This is a genomic window from Psychrobacter halotolerans (genome assembly GCF_039680845.1).
Lineage (GTDB): Bacteria > Pseudomonadota > Gammaproteobacteria > Pseudomonadales > Moraxellaceae > Psychrobacter.
In genome coordinates this window covers 550,250-569,974 of sequence record NZ_JBDKWD010000002.1, presented here as the reverse complement: position 1 = coordinate 569,974, position 19,725 = coordinate 550,250, and the positions used below count along the sequence as shown (strand labels likewise).

Below are 19,725 nucleotides of genomic sequence, written 5' to 3'. Positions count from 1 at the left end.
TGCCATTTTTTCATATAATTAATAGCCATCGTATTAATTGCCTGCCAAAAGATTTTTTGCGAACTGCGATCAAACGCACACTTACAACACCAACGCCAAACTCTTAGGATAAGAATAGATGCGAGATCTGCCCGCATAATCACTGCGTCCATTGTCTAATAACCACTCCACCACTTGCCCGCGTACTCTTCGACTGTTGATTAAGTTCATATGACTCACGCCATAAAACACTGCTTTGTGACCGTCTGGCACGAATAACGAATGCTCGTCTTCGTCCTCACCGAGTGCGGATGCGACCGACACCAAACCATCTCCCAATAGGCTTGTCATCTTAGAATCATAGTGCGTTTCAATTAAAGCACTGGCGGCAAAGTAGGTTTTGATACCACTAGGCAAACTTGCCGGATGGCGAAAATCTTGCGGCAGCACGCTACGACCTTCTAGAGATTTCCAGTCAGCATCACGAATACTGCCATGACGCAGATCGATAATACCCGCACTCCGCATATCACCGAGCTTGGCGAGTGAGCCTGCAAACGGCAACTTGGCAATAATCTCTTGTACATGATTGCCAATACGCTCCAGTACTGCCCCATGATGCGGTGAGCCAAGCGTGATCAGATTGCCCACGCGCATGATCCAATCGAGGTGTTCTTGCTCGGCATAAAACAGCGCACTACGAGACACCAATCCGCCCATACTGTGACCGACCAAATCTATCTGACTGATATCGGGATTGTCATCGACCAAATTTTGCAGCAAGTGCGAGAGCTTATGCCCGCTACGCGAGATACGTCGACCCGTATTATAATCCAGATATAAAACTGTCGTATCAGGCTGGCTTTGACTGATGGCATCGCCTAACCCATGACCGTCGGTTGATTGCCAGCTCAAGTGACTCATACACAGACCATGACATAAAATGGTGATACGACCTGACAGCGTATTAGATTGCGTATTGCCGTCTCTATCATAGAGCGTCATCGGCACAGCAAGCGCATTTTGGTGAGTGACCAGATGATCGCCCATGACGCCATTTAGGACATTCACCAGTTTTTTAAGCGAGTCCGGTAGTGGTTGAGCGGGTTTTTGACTCACATAGTTTTTATATAGGCGTAGTACGGATGCTAGATTGTTGCCCACCATCAGCATGAGTTGGCGAATCGTACCGTAAATACGCCCTGTAAATCCGCGCGGCCAGCGGTTAAGATAACTTTCGTTAAAATGACCCAAAGGCCGCAAAATCACTTCGCGGTGGATGGCCTCTACAATGTCGGTCACCTCCACCACGCCCATCGTGGCAAGCTGCGCCAAGCCTTCAAAAAAGTCAGCAAACGTGACAGGCTTAGTGGTTATGCCGTTACCATCATCGGCCATTAGTCTGACCAGCTCATCCACATTGATGGCCTCGAGCTGGTCTATTTGTTCATATAAATCGCTGTGTAGCGGTACGCTCGTGTCTCGAGCGAAATGCGCCTCAAGCTCATGGCGATCAGTGGCATTACTGCGAGCGCTACCATGGTTAACACTGTCGTTATAAAATAAGTCTGTACTGCTCATAGTGTTCATCATGTAGGCACAGTTATCAAAGAGAATAGTTGCCTATACTATCCTGTAAATACAAAAAATAGAAGAGAAGGTTTTGACGCGTAAGTAGTTTATTATCAAGGAGATTTTAAAAACCGCTTAGCAATTTTAATCCTAAAAGAAATCAAAGATACTCACAACAAAAATCCCAAGCGAGCACTTGGGATTTTTAGTAATTGGACTAAACCAGCTTAAACATTAAGCCACTTTTTAGGTCGTACTTTCTGCTGACTCAAATGACTCTGCCAGTATGACACCACCATCTTCTTTAGTAATCATGACTGTTGCTGAGCGCGGTGTACTGCCTCCTGCGACTGCACCCCATGTATTACCTGGATGCTGAATGTTGATAAAGAGGGTTTTAAAGTCAGGCGTCAAAGTAATGCCCGTCACTTCACAACCTTCAGGACCGACAAAGAAACGTTTGATATTGTCGTTGCTGGCAGGCATACCAATACGCGTTTGTTGCCCGGCTGAGGTGGTGATGGTTGTGCCGTCGCTGACTTTACCAGGTAGTGCTGCCAATAACATACAACTAGTAGTATCAGTATAAGCGCCGTCATCCGTCTGAATCCACAACACGCCACGTGGATCAAAGTACAGACCGTCCGGAGAAGACAGATCATTGCTGTCAGTCAACTGCGATAAGTTTTCTGCGGTTAGATCAGAAGGCGCGGCAAACAGATAGATATCCCACTCAAAACTGGTGGCTGCATGATCGCCGCCCGTTTCTGCCCAGCGAATGATGTGACCGTTGTCATTACCGCTTGGTCTGCCATTGACGTCATAACTACGCGGGTTGGCCGCAGACAGCGGTTGACTCTCTTTCACACCGCGATTGGAGTTGTTGGTCAAGGTGACATACACATCGCCTGTGATCGGACTGACTGATACCCATTCAGGTCGATCCATTTTGGTTGCGCCAAGTACATCCGCCGCTGCACGAGCAAAGATCAATACTTCATCTTGTCCACTAAAAGGCAGGTCACTATTAGACGCGTCCAAACCGTTTTGACCATGGATCAGTGGTTTCCATTCACCGCTACCATCTTCATTGAAAATAGCCACATATAGCGTACCGTCATTTAAATATTTGTCACCCGCTTTTAGGCCGCCACCGATATCGTTATTTGACCACATGGCTTTAGACACAAACTTGTAGATATATTCCCCTTTAGCATCATCACCCATATAAAAGACCACAGGCTTGCCTTGCTCGACTGGGGCATAGGCACAGTTTTCGTGAGCAAAACGTCCCATGGCTGTACGCTTTTGAGAGATAGAGTTTTGATCGAACGGATCGATTTCTGTGATATAGCCAAACGTATTGAAGTTATTACGGTAGTCCTCAGCAGCGTTCGCGCCAGCCGCGGTCATGTCCCAACGTGAGAACTCATCAGTGATAATGGCATCCGTCGCATTAGGAGTGTGCCATAGATATCTTGAGCCTGGAGAGTTTTCTGGTGCGCCGTAACGCTCGCGACCATAGTTATGCCCAGCGCTTAACTGACTGGCGTCTTGTCCACGTGCGAATACACCTAAGAAGTTCTCTTCTGTGGTTAAGTACGTACCCCACGGTGATAAGCCTGCGCCGCAGTTATTATTGATGCCGCGCGTCTGGTAGCCTGTTGGGTCAAATTTGGTTTTTACCAAATCAGAGCCTGCCACAGGGCCAGTCAATTGCGCGGTCGTACTACTGGTGACGCGGCGATTGTATTTTGAATTGGGCACCATCTCATAGCCTTTGCCATCAGCGCGGCGAGTCATCTCAACCACGGCCACACCGTGACAGTTGACTTCACGGCGCACATCGCTGGCAAGACGACGGCTTTGGAATAAAGGCGCGGCATCAGCATCTTCGATGACATAATAACCAAATGGGCTAAGCTCTTCACTATTGACATACTCGTGGTTCATTACTAGCAAACCGTTCTCTGAGGCTTTTGGATCATAGTTGCTGCCTTTTTTGCCAAAGAACCACATGCCGTCATGGTTATCACCCATACGCCATTCAAACGACTCGGCTGATTGCTCACGATTGTCTTTCCAATCCTCAATGCCAGACATAAGCGGCGTGCCAAGTGGCAGTATTATTTCTGCGTTGTAGCCCTCTGCGACGCTCATGGTTTCAGCAGTTGAGTGTGCTACTGCCGTGAAATTTAAGGTTTCAGGACGTGCTAGATCGCCCTGCGCTGGAATAGCCGCATTGTTGCCATTGTCTACAATTGGGCTGCTGCTATCATCATCGTCGCTACAACCAACCAACGGTATTGCCCCAAAGAAGGCGGCAGCCGTCAATCCTGTACCGCCTTTTAAAATACTGCGGCGGTTGAGACGACGACTAACAATGGTTTGAAATTCAGTGTTGTTGGTAGGGTTTGAATCTTCAACGATCTCGTGAGCATGTTCTGGCTTATTTAATAGTGTCATTATCAGTCACCTTGCTATTAGGCTGGATTGGCATGAAAAGTTAGAGTGCGGCTGAATCCTTCTGACCGCCAAAGTACGAACTATGGCTAAGTCTACTCACGCTTTGTGACAGTTCGTTGAAATTTTGAATGTGATTTAACAAAAAATACTATCTTTAGAAACTTATAGGCATAAAAAGTCCCAAGCCATGGCTTGGGATTTTTGCGACGCTTACTCTAAGAATCGATTTATTAAGAAAGGAATACGTAAAGCTAAGGCAGAGTGCTTAGCGAACTTTTACCTGCCATTCGTGCGCACCAAGCGTTAATTTGAGTACATCGTTCTCATGCAAGATGCCCACGCCGCTTGGCGTACCTGTCATAATCACATCACCTGCTTGTAGGCTAAAAGCATGGCTTATTTCTGCCAATAAGTCATAAACGGAAAACAACATTAAAGCACTATCGCCATCTTGTCTCAGCTCATCATTGATAACAAGCTGATAGCTCACCTGACTAAAATCGCCAAACGCTTGTGGCTCAAGCCAATCAGCAAGGACACAGGCGCCATCAAAGCACTTGGCACGCTCCCACGGATGACCTTTTTCTTTTAGCTTGCTTTGAAGATCACGTAAGGTCAAATCAAGCCCCACCGTCACACCGCCAATCGCTTGCTGCGCTTGTTCAGGCGTTGCAGCAGATAAATCCGCCGCCAGCTGAATGCAAAGCTCCGCTTCGTAATGCGTGTCACCATATACTGCTGGATTAGGACGCACAATATCGTTGCGTACACTCACCACTGAGGAGGCCGGTTTCATAAACAAAATGGGTGATTTTGGTACTTCGTTACCAAGCTCACGCGCATGCTCGGCATAATTGCGACCAACGCAGACCACTTTACCAATAGAGGCACGGATGCTGTCATTCATGTTGGCAGAGTCCGCTTCATCGTTGACGTTCGCGGCAATGGCATCGACCAAAGACATGTGTGGAGATTGACTCATATTAGGTACTCACCGTAAATTATTGAGAGGGCAATGAAAGAGACGGACTACCCTGTCTGTCTCTCTTGGTCTGTGACACAGTCTGACACGACCTTTTTTGGATTGGTATTAAAATCAAATACTAAGGGATGGTATTGGTAATCACATCTGGCGGCACATAGCTTGCGTGGCGATTCATTCTTTTTTCAAACAATCTAAAGCTAAATAAAATCACCCACGACAATAAGAGATACACGATACCCGCGGCAAAAAACAACTCCATCAAGGTATAAGTACGCGCACTGATCGTACGAGCAACCCCTGTGATATCCATCAATGCGATGGTCGAGGCCAGCGCGCTGCCTTTTAGCATAAAGATCACTTCATTGCTATAAGCGGGAATCACGATACCAAAAGCACGCGGTAACGTCACGCGAGTGAGTTTTTGCCACTTTGACATACCAATAGCATCAGCCGCTTCTAACTCACCGACCGGAATCGTCTGAATGGCGCCGCGAATGATTTCTGCCAAATAAGCGCTGGTATTCATGGTAAAGGCAATAATAGCACACCAATACGCTTGGCTTAGTACAGGCTCCCATAAGAACGAGTTACGCACGGCCTCAAACTGTCCCAAACCATAATAAATCAAAAAGATCTGTACCAGTAGCGGCGTGCCTCGAAAAAAGAAAATATAGGCAAATGGCAACGCTTGCACCGCCCAGCTTTTCGATAACCGTAGCTGCGCCAAAATCAGACCAAAAAATAATCCAATAATCCCTGAGACCACCACCAACTGCGCGGTCAATACCGCACCGCCTAGTAAGTCAGGAATATGATCAAAAATAACCTGCCAATTCCAATCCATAGTAGCTCTCCTCTATCCTATGGTCGATTGACGATGGGTTGATTGACGGCTTATTTTTTTGGCATAGCGCGCGGCCGGATTGGCACGCCATTCAAGCCACATCATAAAACCAGTAATCAGCATGGTCAAACCCAAATAAATAATCGCCGCTGCCATATAAAAGGTAAACGGCTGCTGCGTTGATTGCGCCGCACGCGATGACTGATACATGATGTCTTTTAGACCCACAACCGATACCAGCGCCGTATCTTTGAGCAATACCAAAAACAGGTTACCAAGACCGGGTAGCGCAATTTGCCACACTTGTGGCAAGGTGATGCGAAAAAACGTCTGCAAAGGACGCATCCCAATCGCTTGCGAGGCCTCACGCTGCCCTATTGGAATCTCTTGAATCGACATGCGAAAGATTTCAGTCGCATAAGCGCCAAAGGCAATAGACAGCGCCATCACGCCGCCCCAAAAGGCACTGATCTCAACGTATTCGTTATAACCGAATTTTTTGAGAATCGTCATGAGCAGTATAGAACCGCCATAATAGATAAATAGTACCAATAGTAATTCTGGAATACCACGCATGGTCGCTGTATAGACAGTCGCAATCTTACGCAGCAGCCAAATATTAGACAGCTTTGCTGTGGCACCGAGTAGTCCCAACGCCATACCGATGACTAAGCTGGTCATGGCAAGCTTGATGGTGACGGTAGCGCCGCTCAGTAATAGCGCGCCAAATCCTTGTAAATCAAACACAATTATCCACTCAGTCTCTTTATATTAGCAATTTGCAAAATATGAGTTAAAAGAATCAGCATCAATGGCTGAGCGCTGCTAACAATCGTATTGATACCAAATAGACCTTGGCTCTTCTAAATATTGGTTCATGGCGTCATAGAATGACGTCAAACCCATACGATTGTGGCGGCGAAAATTGACACAGTAGAAATGAGCGCTGATTTTATCATAATCGCTACGCGCTATGTTAATACTCAAATATAAAAGCCGTGTTTAAATGCACACTCATCCGCTTAAAAACGAATCAAATCAGCCATATCGCGACAAACTAAGCCGCTAGTATTACCCCATCAAACGCTGACATGAGACATCAAAAAAGGATACCGCCACGAAGACAATATCCTTTTTCACCAACCAGCTTCAGTATTGTGGTTCGTTCGTGCTGGCCAAGCAGATTAGTTGGTCGCTGTTTCGACAGGTGCTTCTGGAGTGCTCGGTGCAGTCGTATCAACAGCCGTCGTACCGGCTGGTGCTACCTCAGTGGTTGGCGCTGCTTTTTGAGCGGCAGCCGTTGAGCTGGTACCAAAGTAACTGCCTGTGATTTGGTCATAAGTACCGTTGTCTTTTAGCTCAGCCAAGGCTGCATTGAACTTAGCAATCAGCGGATCACCTTTACGGAAAGCGATACCCATGGCATCTTCGTCCGTGCTGATTTCCTCACCTTTTACTTCATAGTTCTTGCCAGCGTCGGTTTTTAACCAATCAATACCAGTGACTTTGTCAGACATCATGGCGCGTACACGACCTGACGTCAAATCTAAATACGCGTTGTCTTGGGTGTCATATAACTTGATATCAGCATCAGCGTGCTCATCTTGCAAGTACTGAGCAGAGACGGTTGAACGCTGTGAAGCAATAGGTTGACCTTTTAGGTCTGAGACACTGATGTCATCGCCTTTTTTACCGATTAAGATAATACCAGTATGGAAGTACGGGTCACTAAATTCGACCACTTCTTTACGCTCAGGCGTGATCGACATGCCAGCGATAATCGCATCAAATTTTTGGGCGTTCAAGCCTGGAATCAGACCGTCCCAATCTTGTGAAATCAATTCACATTTGGCCTGCATTTGCGCACATAACGCATCAACCAATTCAATCTCATAACCAATCAGCTTGCCATTTGCATCGGTATAACTAAAAGGCTTATAGCTTGATTCGGTAGCGATTTTGATGTTCATTGGTGCGTCGGTACTGGTATCAGTGGCCGCTGCCTCTTCTGGTGCTGAGCTGTTATTACAACCCGCCAGCATAAGCATAGCGGCACTTAGCGGCGCCAGCCATAGCGTTTTGTTTTTTAGCGCTTTATTCTTTAGTAACGGTGTCATAGATATTGTCATATTTGCTATTCCTTCATTTTTTAATAAGAATATTATGAATTAATAAAAGTTATTGACTAAAGTTCGCTTGCTCAAGACGGGCCAGCTCACCGTTACTACGGATTTCGCTAAGCGCTTTATTAAAGTCGTCTCTGAGTGCATCACCTTTACGAACAGCAATGGCAATATTATCGTCATTGTCAATTTCATCGCCCACAATACCAAAGCCTTCAGGATTGTCTGCAAGCCATGAGTTGGCAGATACTTTTTCGGCCAGTACCGCATCACTACGACCTGATTTTAGATCCAAATAGGCGTTGTCATAGTTGTCATACAACTGCACGGTGTTGCCGTTTTTGCCTTCATAGTTGTCTTGTAGATAAGCACCAGGCGTGGTTGAGCGCTGACCGCCTAGGGTCAAGTTACTAATCGCCGTCGGATCAAATTGGTTTTCGGTGTTGGTCAACCAAACCATGGTGTTAGCAAAGTACGGTTCAGTAAAATCGACCTTTTCTTGGCGTTCAGGGGTGATCGACATACCAGCCACCACCGCATCATATTTCTGTGCCAATAGACCGGGGATGATACCGTCCCAATCTTGAGCAACGATTTCACATTTGGCTTGCATCTGCTCACACAGCGCGTTGGCTACGTCAATATCGTAACCTGCCAAGCTACCATCAGCATTGGTATAGTTAAACGGAGGATAAGCGCCCTCGGTGGCAATACGGATGGTTTTGCCTGATGTATCAGCGGCTGCAGCATCAGCATTGGTATCGGTGGCGTCAGTCGCAGATTGATTACAAGCGCTTAGCATTAACGCTGCGGTCATGGTCACTGATGACCACAGTAGGCGAGAATTCGACATCATACATTCCTTAAATTCTGATGGGTTTTAGTATGGGGTTCTGGTATTTCGTTTTCTGACGTCCTTGCCAGACAAGCAATATAGAGGGTAAAAGCATATAGTGTATAACAGCAGCCGTGATGATTGGCTGTCTATCAGCTTTCTGATAATACCTGAGTAAAATACCAAAAACAAACATTTTGCATACCGACTGTCATTAAAGTGTAATAAACAGTGAGCCTGACTTGTTGAGCGCTGATTGACAGATTTTGAATGGCGATAGGATGATCACTCTTGGGTCATCCTATCTGTTTGAAGCGGAATTAGTGTTGACGGTGCGATGCCATAAAATCTTTGACACGCTCAGAGGTAGGATTATCAAATACTTGTTCAGGGGTGCCGATCTCTTCAACCACGCCTTGGTGTAAGAAGACGACTTTGCTGGACACTTCGCGGGCAAAGCGCATCTCATGAGTAACGATAAGCATGGTACGCCCTTCTTCTGCCAACTCTCGCATGACAGCAAGCACCTCATTGACCAGTTCAGGATCTAATGCTGAAGTTGGCTCATCAAACAACAGCACTTGCGGCTGCATTGCAAGTGCGCGCGCAATAGCGACACGTTGACGCTGACCACCAGACAAGTTGGCTGGATAGGCGTCTTTTTTGTCCAGTAGGCCCACTTTATCAAGTAGCTTTTCAGCGTCACTAATGGCTTGGTCTTTTTTGATCTTTAAAACTTGGGTTGGCCCTTCGATGATGTTTTGCAAAATCGTTTTGTGCGGCCATAAGTTAAAGTTTTGGAACACAAACCCCACGCGCGCGCGCAAGCTTTCTAGTTGTCTCGTATCTGCTGCTTGTAGCTCGCCTGACTTGGACGGTTTTAGGATAAGCTCGTCATTGCCGATGATGATCCGACCTTGATTGGGATTTTCAAGCAGATTGATGCAGCGCAGCAATGTGGATTTGCCGGAGCCAGATGAGCCCAAAATGGAGATAACATCGCCGTCATAGGCGGTGAGCGATACCCCTTTTAGGACTGCTAATGAGCCGTAGCTTTTATGGACGTCTTGTAAATCTAAGGCGATTGGCCGAGTCGGATTTTTTGCAGTATCAAGCATGGTTTAGCAGACTTCCAATAAATATGAGTGAAAACATGAATAAAAAATAGTGGTATATGCTGTCTATAGAATAAAATCATTTGGCGCAGCATAGTGATGATACTGCCATGATTTGTAAGACAAATACAAAAATGGCATATTGTCTCTTATTCCGCGTCCAAAAGGCAAATCTTGTATAAGCTTCATCAATAATCAAGACGCTTGTCCGTCTCTAAAACCATCGACACAAAAAAGCTCAGACTGTCTTAACAGCGCTGAGCTCTATTTTATCACTTAAATGTATAAGGCGTGGTTTTATCTGAGCAGTGACCTGCTAACCCGTGAATGGCTAAAGATTAACTTAATAACCAGCAGTTTGCCAAGCAACAAATTAGTAGGTTGAGATGTGCTCTGACTCTTCCGTCCCATCTAGGACTTCTGCATTGTCCTCTGTACCGACTGCAACCGCATCGTTGTTAGTCACATCCATAGCATCAGCGCTGGCAACCGCCACATCTTTGTCGCCTACCGCTCTGCCATCATTGGCACTAGCAACCGCTACATCGTCGTTATCACCTACTGACATGGTACTACCGGGGCCAACATCGACATCATCAGCACCGCCTGTAATGGCAGAATTACTGGCCTGCTCTTCTACTTCTGTCTGCGCATCAACAGGCGATTCTGTTTCCATTGGCGCTTCATCTTTTTTACCACAAGCACCCAAGGTTAATGCTGCTGCGACCAGTCCAACGGTAAGCCAATTTTTTTCGATAGCCATTTTTATTCTCCCTTAATAACACTTTATACTAGATTGGTATTTAAATAGGTTGATATTTTAATGAGAAGTTATTTTATGAGTTAACCTATTATCAATTAACAGTGTTCCCTCATAACATCTCCACGGATAGTATTTTCACTAGGAATGTTTTAGCTAACAATGTTCTAACGAATAATCTTTTTATTAACACTATTGGTCTCTACTATAATCATGATTGCTCATGGCTACCTTAGTAGTTACAGCGCAGTTCTGTTAAGGCACGTAACGACAAATTGCTTTTTTATTGGTTTTTTCAAGACCACGTGTGCTCCAAAAGACTGGCAATACAACCAGTCAACCCGCGCTTAGAAAATGCGGCTGCATACTTTTTAGAGCAGTTACTGTTCACAAATTCGTCTTTACTATCGCCTCAATCTCCTCTATGTTAAATAGCATAATGCCTTTATAACCAATCAAGCTTTATAACGGTTCAAGCTTTATAAATGTTCAAGATAGGATAGATATCCAACATCGGCATTCAAAAATTTTGCAACATTTTCGCCTTTTTGGCGTTTTTCTGTTTTAAACACTTCTTCATTATAAGGAAAAAATTTATGAGTCAATCGAATGACACAGATGTGACCGCATATATGCAATCTGTCGGCAAGCAAGCAAGAGCGGCCTCGCGTGCACTCGCTGCTGCCAATACGGGTGATAAGAACGCCGCGTTAATGGCGATTCACGATGTGTTAAAAAATGCCAAGTCAGATATTTTGGCGGCCAATAAAATCGATATGGATAAGGGTCAAAAAAACGACTTAGATGCCGCCCTACTCGACCGTCTTGAATTGAACGACGCACGTTTCGATGGCATGCTCCAAGGTCTCAAAGACGTGGCTGCGTTACCAGACCCTATCGGCGAGGTCACTGACATGACTTACCGCCCATCGGGTATTCATTTAGGCAAAATGCGCGTGCCACTCGGTGTGGTCGGTATGATTTATGAATCGCGTCCTAATGTGACGTTAGAGGCGGCCTCTTTGGCGTTAAAATCTGGCAACGCCATTATTTTGCGTGGCGGTTCTGAAGCGTTTGAATCGAACCAAGCGATTGCCAAGTGCATCTTAGAGGCCCTACAAAAAGTCGGTCTGTCTGAGCATAGTGTCCAAGTATTACAAACAACCGATCGCGCCGCCGTTGGTGAACTAATCACCATGACCGACTATGTCGATGTCATCGTGCCGCGCGGTGGTAAAGGACTTATCGAACGCATTAGCCGTGATGCCCGTGTGCCTGTCATCAAACATTTAGATGGCAACTGTCATACCTTTATCGATAGCGACGCCGATGCCCAAATCGCCATTGACGTCAGCGTCAATGGCAAAACCCATCGCTATGGTACTTGCAATACGATGGAGACATTATTGGTCGATGAGCCAGTCGCCAATGAGATGCTACCAAAAATTGCTGAAGCCATCGTAGCCGCTGACGATGCCATGCAACTGCGCCTTGATGAAAAGTCACAGGCCATCTTAAAAGACAATGTAACCCTCAACGGTCATTTATCTGACGCGACTGCCGAAGACTGGGACACAGAATACTTAGCGCCTATCTTAGCGATCAAAGTCGTATCAGGTATCGATGAAGCGATTGAGCACATTAACACGCATGGCAGCCATCATACGGATGTCATCATCACGGATAACTACACCAAATCACAACGCTTTATACGCGAAGTGGATTCGGCCAGTGTGATGATTAATGCTTCTAGTCGTTTTGCCGATGGTTTTGAGTATGGGCTTGGTGCTGAAATTGGTATTTCAACCGATAAGATTCACGCCCGTGGCCCTGTCGGACTTGAAGGTTTGACCTCACAAAAATGGATCGTCTATGGACATGGTGAGACACGGGCTTAACTCACGGCTTATTCATTTTGTTTTGCATTCTATGACATCGTCTCTCACTTACCGTATAATTCACAAAAAACGTCGGCTTAATGGCTGGCGTTTTTTTATTGAAGTTATTTACTATGTTAATAAAAACCGTATGTACCCAATTCATATTAGCCAAAATCATATTAGCTAAAGTCTCATTAACCAAAACGGTACAGCACTGAGCGCAAGCGTTCCAGCACAGGCTGTTAACATACCTGTAGGTAAAGCACTGAATAAAAAAAGCTTAATCACCAATCAACACCCCAACCTGAATTCGAGATAAAACCATATTTATCCCGAATTCAGGTTCATTCATTTGTATAGAAAGGATTGATATATGGAAATTACCTTAAACGGTTATTACACGCTGATATTGGCCACTCTGGTGCTACTGCTTGGACGAGTTTTGGTAAAAAGGGTTAAGTTTTTAGAAGACTTTAACATTCCCGAGCCTGTGGCTGGCGGTTTGGTTGCCGCGATTGTGGTTTATGCGCTCAATATTATTTGGGGATATAGCTTTAACTTTCATCAAGGATTGCAGACAGCGACCATGTTGATGTTTTTTGCGTCCATTGGCTTGAGTGCTGATTTTAGCCGATTAAAAGCAGGCGGCACACCGTTATTGATCTTTACCGTGGTGGTATCCATATTTATCGTGCTACAAGATATCGTTGGTGTGGCAATGGCAAGCGTATTGGGGCTTGATCCATTACTGGGACTGGTGACAGGTTCGATTGCCTTGACTGGTGGTCATGGCACGGCTGGTGCATGGGGCATTACGCTAGAGCAAGAGTACGGTGTGGTTGGCGCGACAACGCTTGGTATTGCTGTGGCGACGTATGGTTTGGTCGCTGGTGGTATTGTCGGTGGCCCTGTGGCGAAGCGTTTGATTCAAAACCTTGGTCTAAAACCAACCCCTGCTAACCCAAATCCTAGCGACATCGAAAAAGTGGCCAATGCACAGTCGCTGTATAGCACCAAGCACGACGAAGATAGCGCCCACAGCAATAAAGAAATCTTTGAAAGACCGGATAGTATGCGCTTTATCACGGCCTCCTCTACGATTGAGACGTTGGCATTGTTTGCAGGCGCATTGGCATTTGCTGAAGTAATGACGCTGGTGGCTGAAGGCACATGGTTTGAGCTACCCACCTTCGTTTGGGCATTGGCAGGTGGCGTTATCATTCGTAACGTCTTAACCACGGTATTCAATTTTGACATGTTTGACCGCTCTATTGATGTATTCGGCAACGCCTCTTTAAGTCTGTTTTTGGCCATGGCGCTATTGTCTTTAAAACTGTGGCAATTGACTGATTTGGCAGGGCCTGTACTGGTTATCCTACTCGTCCAAACTGTCATTATGATTATTTACGTCTACTTTATTACTTTTAAAGTCATGGGCAAAAACTATGATGCCGCCGTTTTATCAGCTGGTCATTGTGGGTTCGGCATGGGCGCAACGCCAACAGCGATTGCCAATATGCAGGCAGTCACTGACCGTTATCTGCCCTCGCCCAAAGCGTTTTTGATTGTCCCGATGGTTGGTGCATTCTTTGTCGATATCGTTAACGCTACGGTATTGCAGATATTTACCAAATTGCCGTTTATGTAAGATTCAATCACTTTACAGCCGCTGTCGTTGAACCCCATAAGCCCCGATCATCTTGTAGATGGTTGGGGTTTTTGTTTGCTAACATTTTTATTTACAGGTATCGGCGCTAGTGTATTGGTTACGCAACTTATAATGACATAAAAGCTTCCGCATCATTAATATCAACGCTAAAAAATAAGGAACAAATTATGTTGATGTTTGCAATTATTATTGTGGTCTCAGGCGCACTTATTATAGGAGCGCTTTGGGGTTTGTATGGTCATCTACCGGCTTGGTTAGAAGGTAACCTATTGGCCATCGCGGGCGGTGCGCTGATGATATCGGTCGTGATAGAGCTGGTACAACCCTCCCTCGCCGATAGTGGACTTTGGCTCACAGCAGCTTTTACTTTACTCGGCGCTTTGGTGTTTGCAGGCGTTGATTACCTGATCGACGAAAAACTAAATTCGGGCGGTGGCGGCGGACTATTGGCTGCCATCACGCTTGATGGTGTACCTGAAAACCTAGCGCTGGGCGTGTCACTCATCAGCGGAAATGTGATGCAAGTTGCCGCACTGGCAGGTTCTATTTTGCTGTCCAACTTGCCGGAAGCTGCAGGCGGCGCCAAAGAGATGCGTGAAGGCGGCAACAGTCATAAGAAGATATTGATGCTTTGGATTGGAGCTGCCATTTTATTATCGCTTGCAGCCATCTTGGGTAAGATGCTACTTGCGGACGTCGATAAAGGGATACTAAGTGCCATCAATTGCTTTGCCGCTGGTGCTGTCATTGCCTCACTTGCGACCGAAGTCTTTCCGACAGCGTTTAAACGCGATAACCATTGGGCTGGCATCAGTACTGCTATTGGTTTGATTATGGCGTTGGGCTTAAGTCAGCTTGGGGGTTAGTATTCATTCGATAAACTGACTCTTATTGAACTAATACATTGGTCAGTTTTCGTTAGAATAACAGTGAACCGTCACAATCATTTAGGAGAGTTCGTTCAGGACGGTTCGTCTAAAACAACCGCTCCCGTTGAATGACACCTCGTCTGAGTGATCATAATAATGTCTCAACCCATTCCACATACTTCGTGCCATTTTTGGTATCAAACGATGATTTTTTTGGTATGTAATAACAAAGCTGAGTTTTGATCGATTGAGTTTGAAAGCGCTTCAGTAAACCTGTTTTTAAAAGCCGTGCAACCAATGTTGAAGAGCAAAAAACAAGACACCCCTCTGCCATAGCCTGTTGAATAGCAAAAAATTCCTGATCAAATTTTTTTATCATAACCCTAGTAAGAGGAATATTATTCAAAGCAAGCCATGCTTCTAGCGATGGTAAGGGTAATATATTGTTTTTCCATTCAGTGGTGTATATGGTTATTTTTCCTTGAGTATTCCAAGTATCAGCAACCTGATTCGCACCAAATACATCAAAATATTCTTGTTTGATAACATCTTCAGGCGCTACAGTTGCTACATTACCTAAACGAATGGCAATCACATAAGGTTGATTGTTTAGAGTCTCACCTGTCGAAATTTCAACGCCTATTTTTGGATAAATTCTTGAAAACTCATGCTGATAAGGAATGAGTAACATAGCAGCCAAAGATGAGGTCGTTGTCACTCGTACCACACTCGCAGTGTTAGCAACTTGATCTAAAGCGTTATTGATTGTCGTAAACCCTTCCGTTGTTGCTGTTGCCAAAAATTGTCCTGTGTTTGTCAACACAATACATCGATTCTTGCGATGAAATAAACTCACTCCCAATCTGCTCTCTAAATTGGCGATGTGGTGCGACACTGTGGTCGGTGTAAGCGATAATTCTTCTGCTGCTTGTTTAAAGCTACTCAAACGGGCTGCGGCTTCAAACGCTCTTAGCGCCTGTAGTGAAACTTGCATGCTTGTCTTCCCTTTACTGCGTCAAAAAAAATACCTTATTGATGAATTAAACACATCTATAGATGCAATCTATCCGTTTGTAAGCCCCTTATATAATCAGACAAAATAGTCCTCGTTATCCATCAAACAACAGGAAAAAACATGACTATTTTACTGCATATTGACGCAAGCGTAAGAGCACTGGAAAATGAAAACGCCAGTCATAACTCCATATCTAAAGGTATTGCCAAAAGCTTTGTCGATACGCTACTGGATAAAAATCCCGACATAGCCTATATCTATAGAGATGTTGGAATCAATCCGCCGCCATTTATAAACCAAGAATGGATTGGTGCTGTATTTACCCCAGAGCATAATAGAACAGGGCAACAACGCAATATATTATCGATATCTGATGAACTTATTAATGAAGTGACAGAAGCTCATATTATTCTGATCTCCTCACCCATGTACAACTATGGTATGCCAGCTCAACTCAAAGCTTGGTTCGATCAAATTGTCAGAATCAATAAGACTTTTGACTTTGATTTAGCTCGCGGTGATTTCCCACTACAACCTACGTTATCAGGAAAAACATTAGTCATAGTAACTTCAAGTGGTGAGTTTGGCTTCGATCCTAAAGGTATAAGAGCAGAGGCAAATCATCTAACCCCTCACCTAAAAACGTTAAGCAAATATTTAGGAGTTGACTCTATATATGAGATCCATTCAGAGTATCAAGAGTTTACAGACGAACGTCATTTTCAGTCAGTAGCCAACGCTCATAGCCGTGCTATAACAGTGGCAGAAAACATCTCTAAGGTATCTGCTAATGTTTCTTTAGATATGATTGAGTAGTCAACACTAAACAAGATATTAGATTTAACATTACTTTTTTCTTGAATACTGCCTTTTTGCTGTTCATTGTCTAAATTTTCAAAACACCTATGCTTATACAGGTGTTTAGTTATCCAGCTCAACAAGCAAATAAGGAAAAATCAATAAAAAACCGCCTAGTAAATGCTAAGCGGTTTTTTTGTAACTCTAAGTCACTTACTTTTCTGTCATTCTTCCCATGCTTTTATATTGAAAATACTTTCTTCATAACTCATTGATATCATTTTGCCAAGTTATCTAGCATTGTCGAGAGCCATGCATTGTTATCCTCGATGTAATTATTACCCAGTTCTAAGATCTCATCGGGCGCTTGCACAGAGTCAGGATAATCAACCTTGGCATCTTGTATATAAGCCTGTCCCGGCGCCACCATATCAACCATACTTTTTGCAGTCACTTCAAAGTGACATTGCCAACCAATTACCCAAGTATCTAGCTCGGCATGTTTTGGTGTTTGATAAATAAAACCCTGATTTGCCCACGCTTTTGACGTTGCGATTGGCGTAGCATTTTGAGGACATTCAAAACCATCACCATGCCAATGGAACACGGTAAATGCCTCTTTTGGTAAGTCTTTTAACAATGGATGCGTTAGTCCTTGTTTGGTTAATTGAATAGGCATCCAACCAATCTCTTTCACACCTGATGGCGCAACTTTTGCGCCCAAACGGTCTGCGACTAACTGCGCCCCTAAGCAAACACCAATCACCGTTTTTCCTGCATCAATACTTTGCTGAATGAAGTGTTTCTCGTCAACAAGCCACGGAAACTCTGTTTCATCATGAACGCCCATTGGGCCACCCATAATAACTAGCCAATCAAAACTGTCTTGAGCGGGCAATGAATCATTTTTATAAAATCGAGTCACCGTAATGCTATGATCTTGACTGTCTGCCCATTGTTTAATATAGCTAAGCTCTTCAAAATCGACATGATACAAAGCATGAATACGTAAGCTCATCAAATTATCCTTTTATTATACTATTAATAAAGTAAAAAACCGCCTAGCCAAAGCTAAGCGGTTTTTTATACAACTTTTAAAAGAGCGAATTAAAAATTACTGATTTTTTGCGTACACTGGCAGCTCTTTGCAGATCGCTTCTACTTTTTCGCGTACTTCATTAGCCACTTTTTCATCACCGCGGCTGTCTAGCACGTCACAGATCCAACCCGCCAAATCACTTGCTTGCGCTTCGTTGAAGCCGCGAGTGGTGATCGCTGGCGTACCGATACGAATACCAGAGGTCACAAATGGAGATTTTGGATCATTTGGTACCGCGTTTTTGTTGACCGTGATGTGTGCATCGCCAAGCCATTTATCCGCTTCTTTACCCGTCATTTCTTGCTTAACCAAGCTGATCAGCATCAGATGGTTTTCAGTGCCGCCAGAGATGATTTCATAACCGCGATCTTGGATGACTTTTGCCATTGCTTGCGCGTTTTTGACCACTTGCTGCTGATACGATTTAAAGTCGCCGTCTAATGCTTCTTTAAAGCACACCGCTTTGGCAGCGATGACATGCATGAGCGGGCCGCCTTGGTTGCCTGGGAATACGGCAGAGTTTAGCTTTTTGGCAAGTGCTTCATCACGCGCCAAAATCATACCTGAACGCGGCCCACGTAAGGTTTTGTGCGTTGTCGTCGTGACCACATCAGCGAACGGTACTGGACTTGGGTAAACGCCACCAGCGACAAGGCCAGCTACGTGCGCCATGTCTACCAATAGGTAAGCGCCGACTTCATCAGCGATATCACGGAAACGCTGCCAATCGACCACTTGCGAGTACGCTGAAAAACCTGCAATAATCATTTTAGGCTTGTGCTCACGCGCTAAGCTGTCCACTTGATCATAGTCGATAAGGCCAGTGCCATCGACCAATCCGTACTGTACCGCATTGTAGTTGATACCTGAGAAGTTGATGTGCGCGCCATGCGTCAAGTGACCACCTGCGTCTAAGCTCATGCCCAGTACGGTGTCATTTGCTTCTAGTAAGGCTAAAAACACCGCAGAGTTTGCTTGGCTACCTGAATGCGGCTGGACGTTGACATACTCAGCACCGAACAGCTCTTTTGCACGGTCAATGGCCAATTGTTCAATCACGTCAACATGCTCACAACCACCGTAGTAACGCTTACCCGGATAGCCTTCAGCGTACTTGTTGGTTAGGTCTGTGCCTTGGGCTTCCATTACTGCTTGTGAGCAGTAGTTTTCAGAAGCAATCAATTCGATATGGTTTTCTTGGCGAACGCTTTCTGCCGCCATCGCTTCAGCAAGGGCAGGATCAAAATCTTTGATAGAAATATCTTTAAACATAGTGATGTCCTAGGTAATGATTGTCATTGAAAAACGGTCATTGAAAAGAAGCTGATAGCCTGCCCACAATAAAATAACGACGGTAACAACCTCGCCCAAAGTACGATCAATACTTTGAGCGAGGTTTTGTGGCATTACATTATTGTGAATGAAGTCTACTAGCAAAAATGAATGGGAGTCAGCGCAGGCAATTGGCCTGTCATCAACTGGTTCAATTCGGCAATAAACCCGATACGCATTTGCACGTTGGCATTTACACCACGTTGGCATCTACACATTGGCATCGAAATCATCGCTAAAGATTAAGTGTAACATGAAAATTTGTACGGCGAGCGCAAAAAAACCTCACCGTAAGCTGAGTGTATTAAATCCTCTTATAATACAAATAAATAGCCTATAAAAAAGGTGGTGTTTTGGATAATACGGCGATACAAACCATTATTT

Annotated in this window: 17 protein-coding genes; 4 read left to right on the top strand and 13 right to left on the bottom strand. The window is 44.9% G+C overall.

Translation table 11 applies throughout. The features are described from left to right. Window positions 1-81: 81 nt before the first annotated feature. The 10 genes from AAJP47_RS06065 to AAJP47_RS06020 all read right to left on the bottom strand — a co-directional run bounded on the left by AAJP47_RS06065 (window position 82) and on the right by AAJP47_RS06020 (window position 10,682). Window positions 82-1,572 (bottom strand): PGAP1-like alpha/beta domain-containing protein, encoded by a 1,491-nt coding sequence (locus AAJP47_RS06065; RefSeq protein WP_346717001.1) that lies wholly within the window; start codon window positions 1,570-1,572, stop codon window positions 82-84. Window positions 1,573-1,797: 225 nt separating this feature from the next. Then, the gene (locus AAJP47_RS06060) at window positions 1,798-4,017 is read right to left on the bottom strand and encodes a PhoX family protein (protein ID WP_346717000.1); all 2,220 of its coding nucleotides are present in this window, start codon (window positions 4,015-4,017) and stop codon (window positions 1,798-1,800) included. Window positions 4,018-4,282: 265 nt separating this feature from the next. Further along, the gene (locus AAJP47_RS06055) at window positions 4,283-4,912 is read right to left on the bottom strand and encodes a fumarylacetoacetate hydrolase family protein (protein ID WP_497198698.1); all 630 of its coding nucleotides are present in this window, start codon (window positions 4,910-4,912) and stop codon (window positions 4,283-4,285) included. 208 nt (window positions 4,913-5,120) lie between these two features. Further along, complete coding sequence (locus AAJP47_RS06050) at window positions 5,121-5,846, bottom strand: ABC transporter permease (RefSeq protein ID WP_346716999.1); 726 nt, start codon at window positions 5,844-5,846, stop codon at window positions 5,121-5,123. 12 nt (window positions 5,847-5,858) lie between these two features. Continuing rightward, window positions 5,859-6,593 carry an ABC transporter permease gene (locus AAJP47_RS06045; protein ID WP_346716998.1) on the bottom strand — a complete coding sequence of 245 codons (735 nt, stop codon included), beginning with the start codon at window positions 6,591-6,593 and terminating at the stop codon, window positions 5,859-5,861. Between the two features lie 78 nt (window positions 6,594-6,671). Further along, a complete protein-coding gene (locus AAJP47_RS06040; protein ID WP_346716997.1) occupies window positions 6,672-6,833 on the bottom strand; it encodes a hypothetical protein in 162 nt (53 codons plus the stop codon). A 197-nt stretch (window positions 6,834-7,030) separates the two neighbouring features. Next, on the bottom strand, window positions 7,031-7,975 hold the full coding sequence (locus AAJP47_RS06035) for a transporter substrate-binding domain-containing protein (protein ID WP_346716996.1): 945 nt from the start codon (window positions 7,973-7,975) through the stop codon (window positions 7,031-7,033). Window positions 7,976-8,024: 49 nt separating this feature from the next. Continuing rightward, window positions 8,025-8,825 carry a transporter substrate-binding domain-containing protein gene (locus AAJP47_RS06030; RefSeq protein ID WP_346716995.1) on the bottom strand — a complete coding sequence of 267 codons (801 nt, stop codon included), beginning with the start codon at window positions 8,823-8,825 and terminating at the stop codon, window positions 8,025-8,027. Between the two features lie 299 nt (window positions 8,826-9,124). Continuing rightward, on the bottom strand, window positions 9,125-9,922 hold the full coding sequence (locus AAJP47_RS06025) for an ABC transporter ATP-binding protein (protein ID WP_346716994.1): 798 nt from the start codon (window positions 9,920-9,922) through the stop codon (window positions 9,125-9,127). A 370-nt stretch (window positions 9,923-10,292) separates the two neighbouring features. Then, entirely contained in the window at window positions 10,293-10,682 is a 390-nt protein-coding gene (locus AAJP47_RS06020; protein WP_346716993.1) for a hypothetical protein, read from the bottom strand. Between the two features lie 593 nt (window positions 10,683-11,275). Here AAJP47_RS06020 and AAJP47_RS06015 point away from each other — a divergent pair. The 3 genes from AAJP47_RS06015 to AAJP47_RS06005 all read left to right on the top strand — a co-directional run bounded on the left by AAJP47_RS06015 (window position 11,276) and on the right by AAJP47_RS06005 (window position 15,094). Beyond that, window positions 11,276-12,577, top strand: coding sequence for a glutamate-5-semialdehyde dehydrogenase (locus AAJP47_RS06015; protein ID WP_346716992.1), 1,302 nt, complete (start codon window positions 11,276-11,278; stop codon window positions 12,575-12,577). 355 nt (window positions 12,578-12,932) lie between these two features. Continuing rightward, entirely contained in the window at window positions 12,933-14,207 is a 1,275-nt protein-coding gene (gene gltS, locus AAJP47_RS06010) for a sodium/glutamate symporter (RefSeq protein ID WP_346716991.1), read from the top strand. A gap of 188 nt (window positions 14,208-14,395) precedes the next feature. Next, window positions 14,396-15,094, top strand: coding sequence for a ZIP family metal transporter (locus tag AAJP47_RS06005; RefSeq protein WP_346716990.1), 699 nt, complete (start codon window positions 14,396-14,398; stop codon window positions 15,092-15,094). 151 nt (window positions 15,095-15,245) lie between these two features. Here AAJP47_RS06005 and AAJP47_RS06000 read toward each other — a convergent pair whose 3' ends face one another. Continuing rightward, on the bottom strand, window positions 15,246-16,091 hold the full coding sequence (locus tag AAJP47_RS06000; protein ID WP_346716989.1) for a LysR family transcriptional regulator: 846 nt from the start codon (window positions 16,089-16,091) through the stop codon (window positions 15,246-15,248). 141 nt (window positions 16,092-16,232) lie between these two features. Between AAJP47_RS06000 and AAJP47_RS05995 the strand changes: the two genes are divergently transcribed. Beyond that, entirely contained in the window at window positions 16,233-16,928 is a 696-nt protein-coding gene (locus AAJP47_RS05995) for an FMN-dependent NADH-azoreductase (protein ID WP_346716988.1), read from the top strand. A 259-nt stretch (window positions 16,929-17,187) separates the two neighbouring features. Here AAJP47_RS05995 and AAJP47_RS05990 read toward each other — a convergent pair whose 3' ends face one another. Together AAJP47_RS05990 and glyA are read right to left on the bottom strand one after the other, a co-directional pair. Continuing rightward, window positions 17,188-17,928: a type 1 glutamine amidotransferase gene (locus tag AAJP47_RS05990; RefSeq protein WP_346716987.1), complete on the bottom strand. Its 741-nt coding sequence runs from the start codon at window positions 17,926-17,928 to the stop codon at window positions 17,188-17,190. 96 nt (window positions 17,929-18,024) lie between these two features. Next, window positions 18,025-19,281, bottom strand: coding sequence for a serine hydroxymethyltransferase (gene glyA / locus AAJP47_RS05985; protein WP_346716986.1), 1,257 nt, complete (start codon window positions 19,279-19,281; stop codon window positions 18,025-18,027). Window positions 19,282-19,725 lie beyond the last annotated feature (444 nt).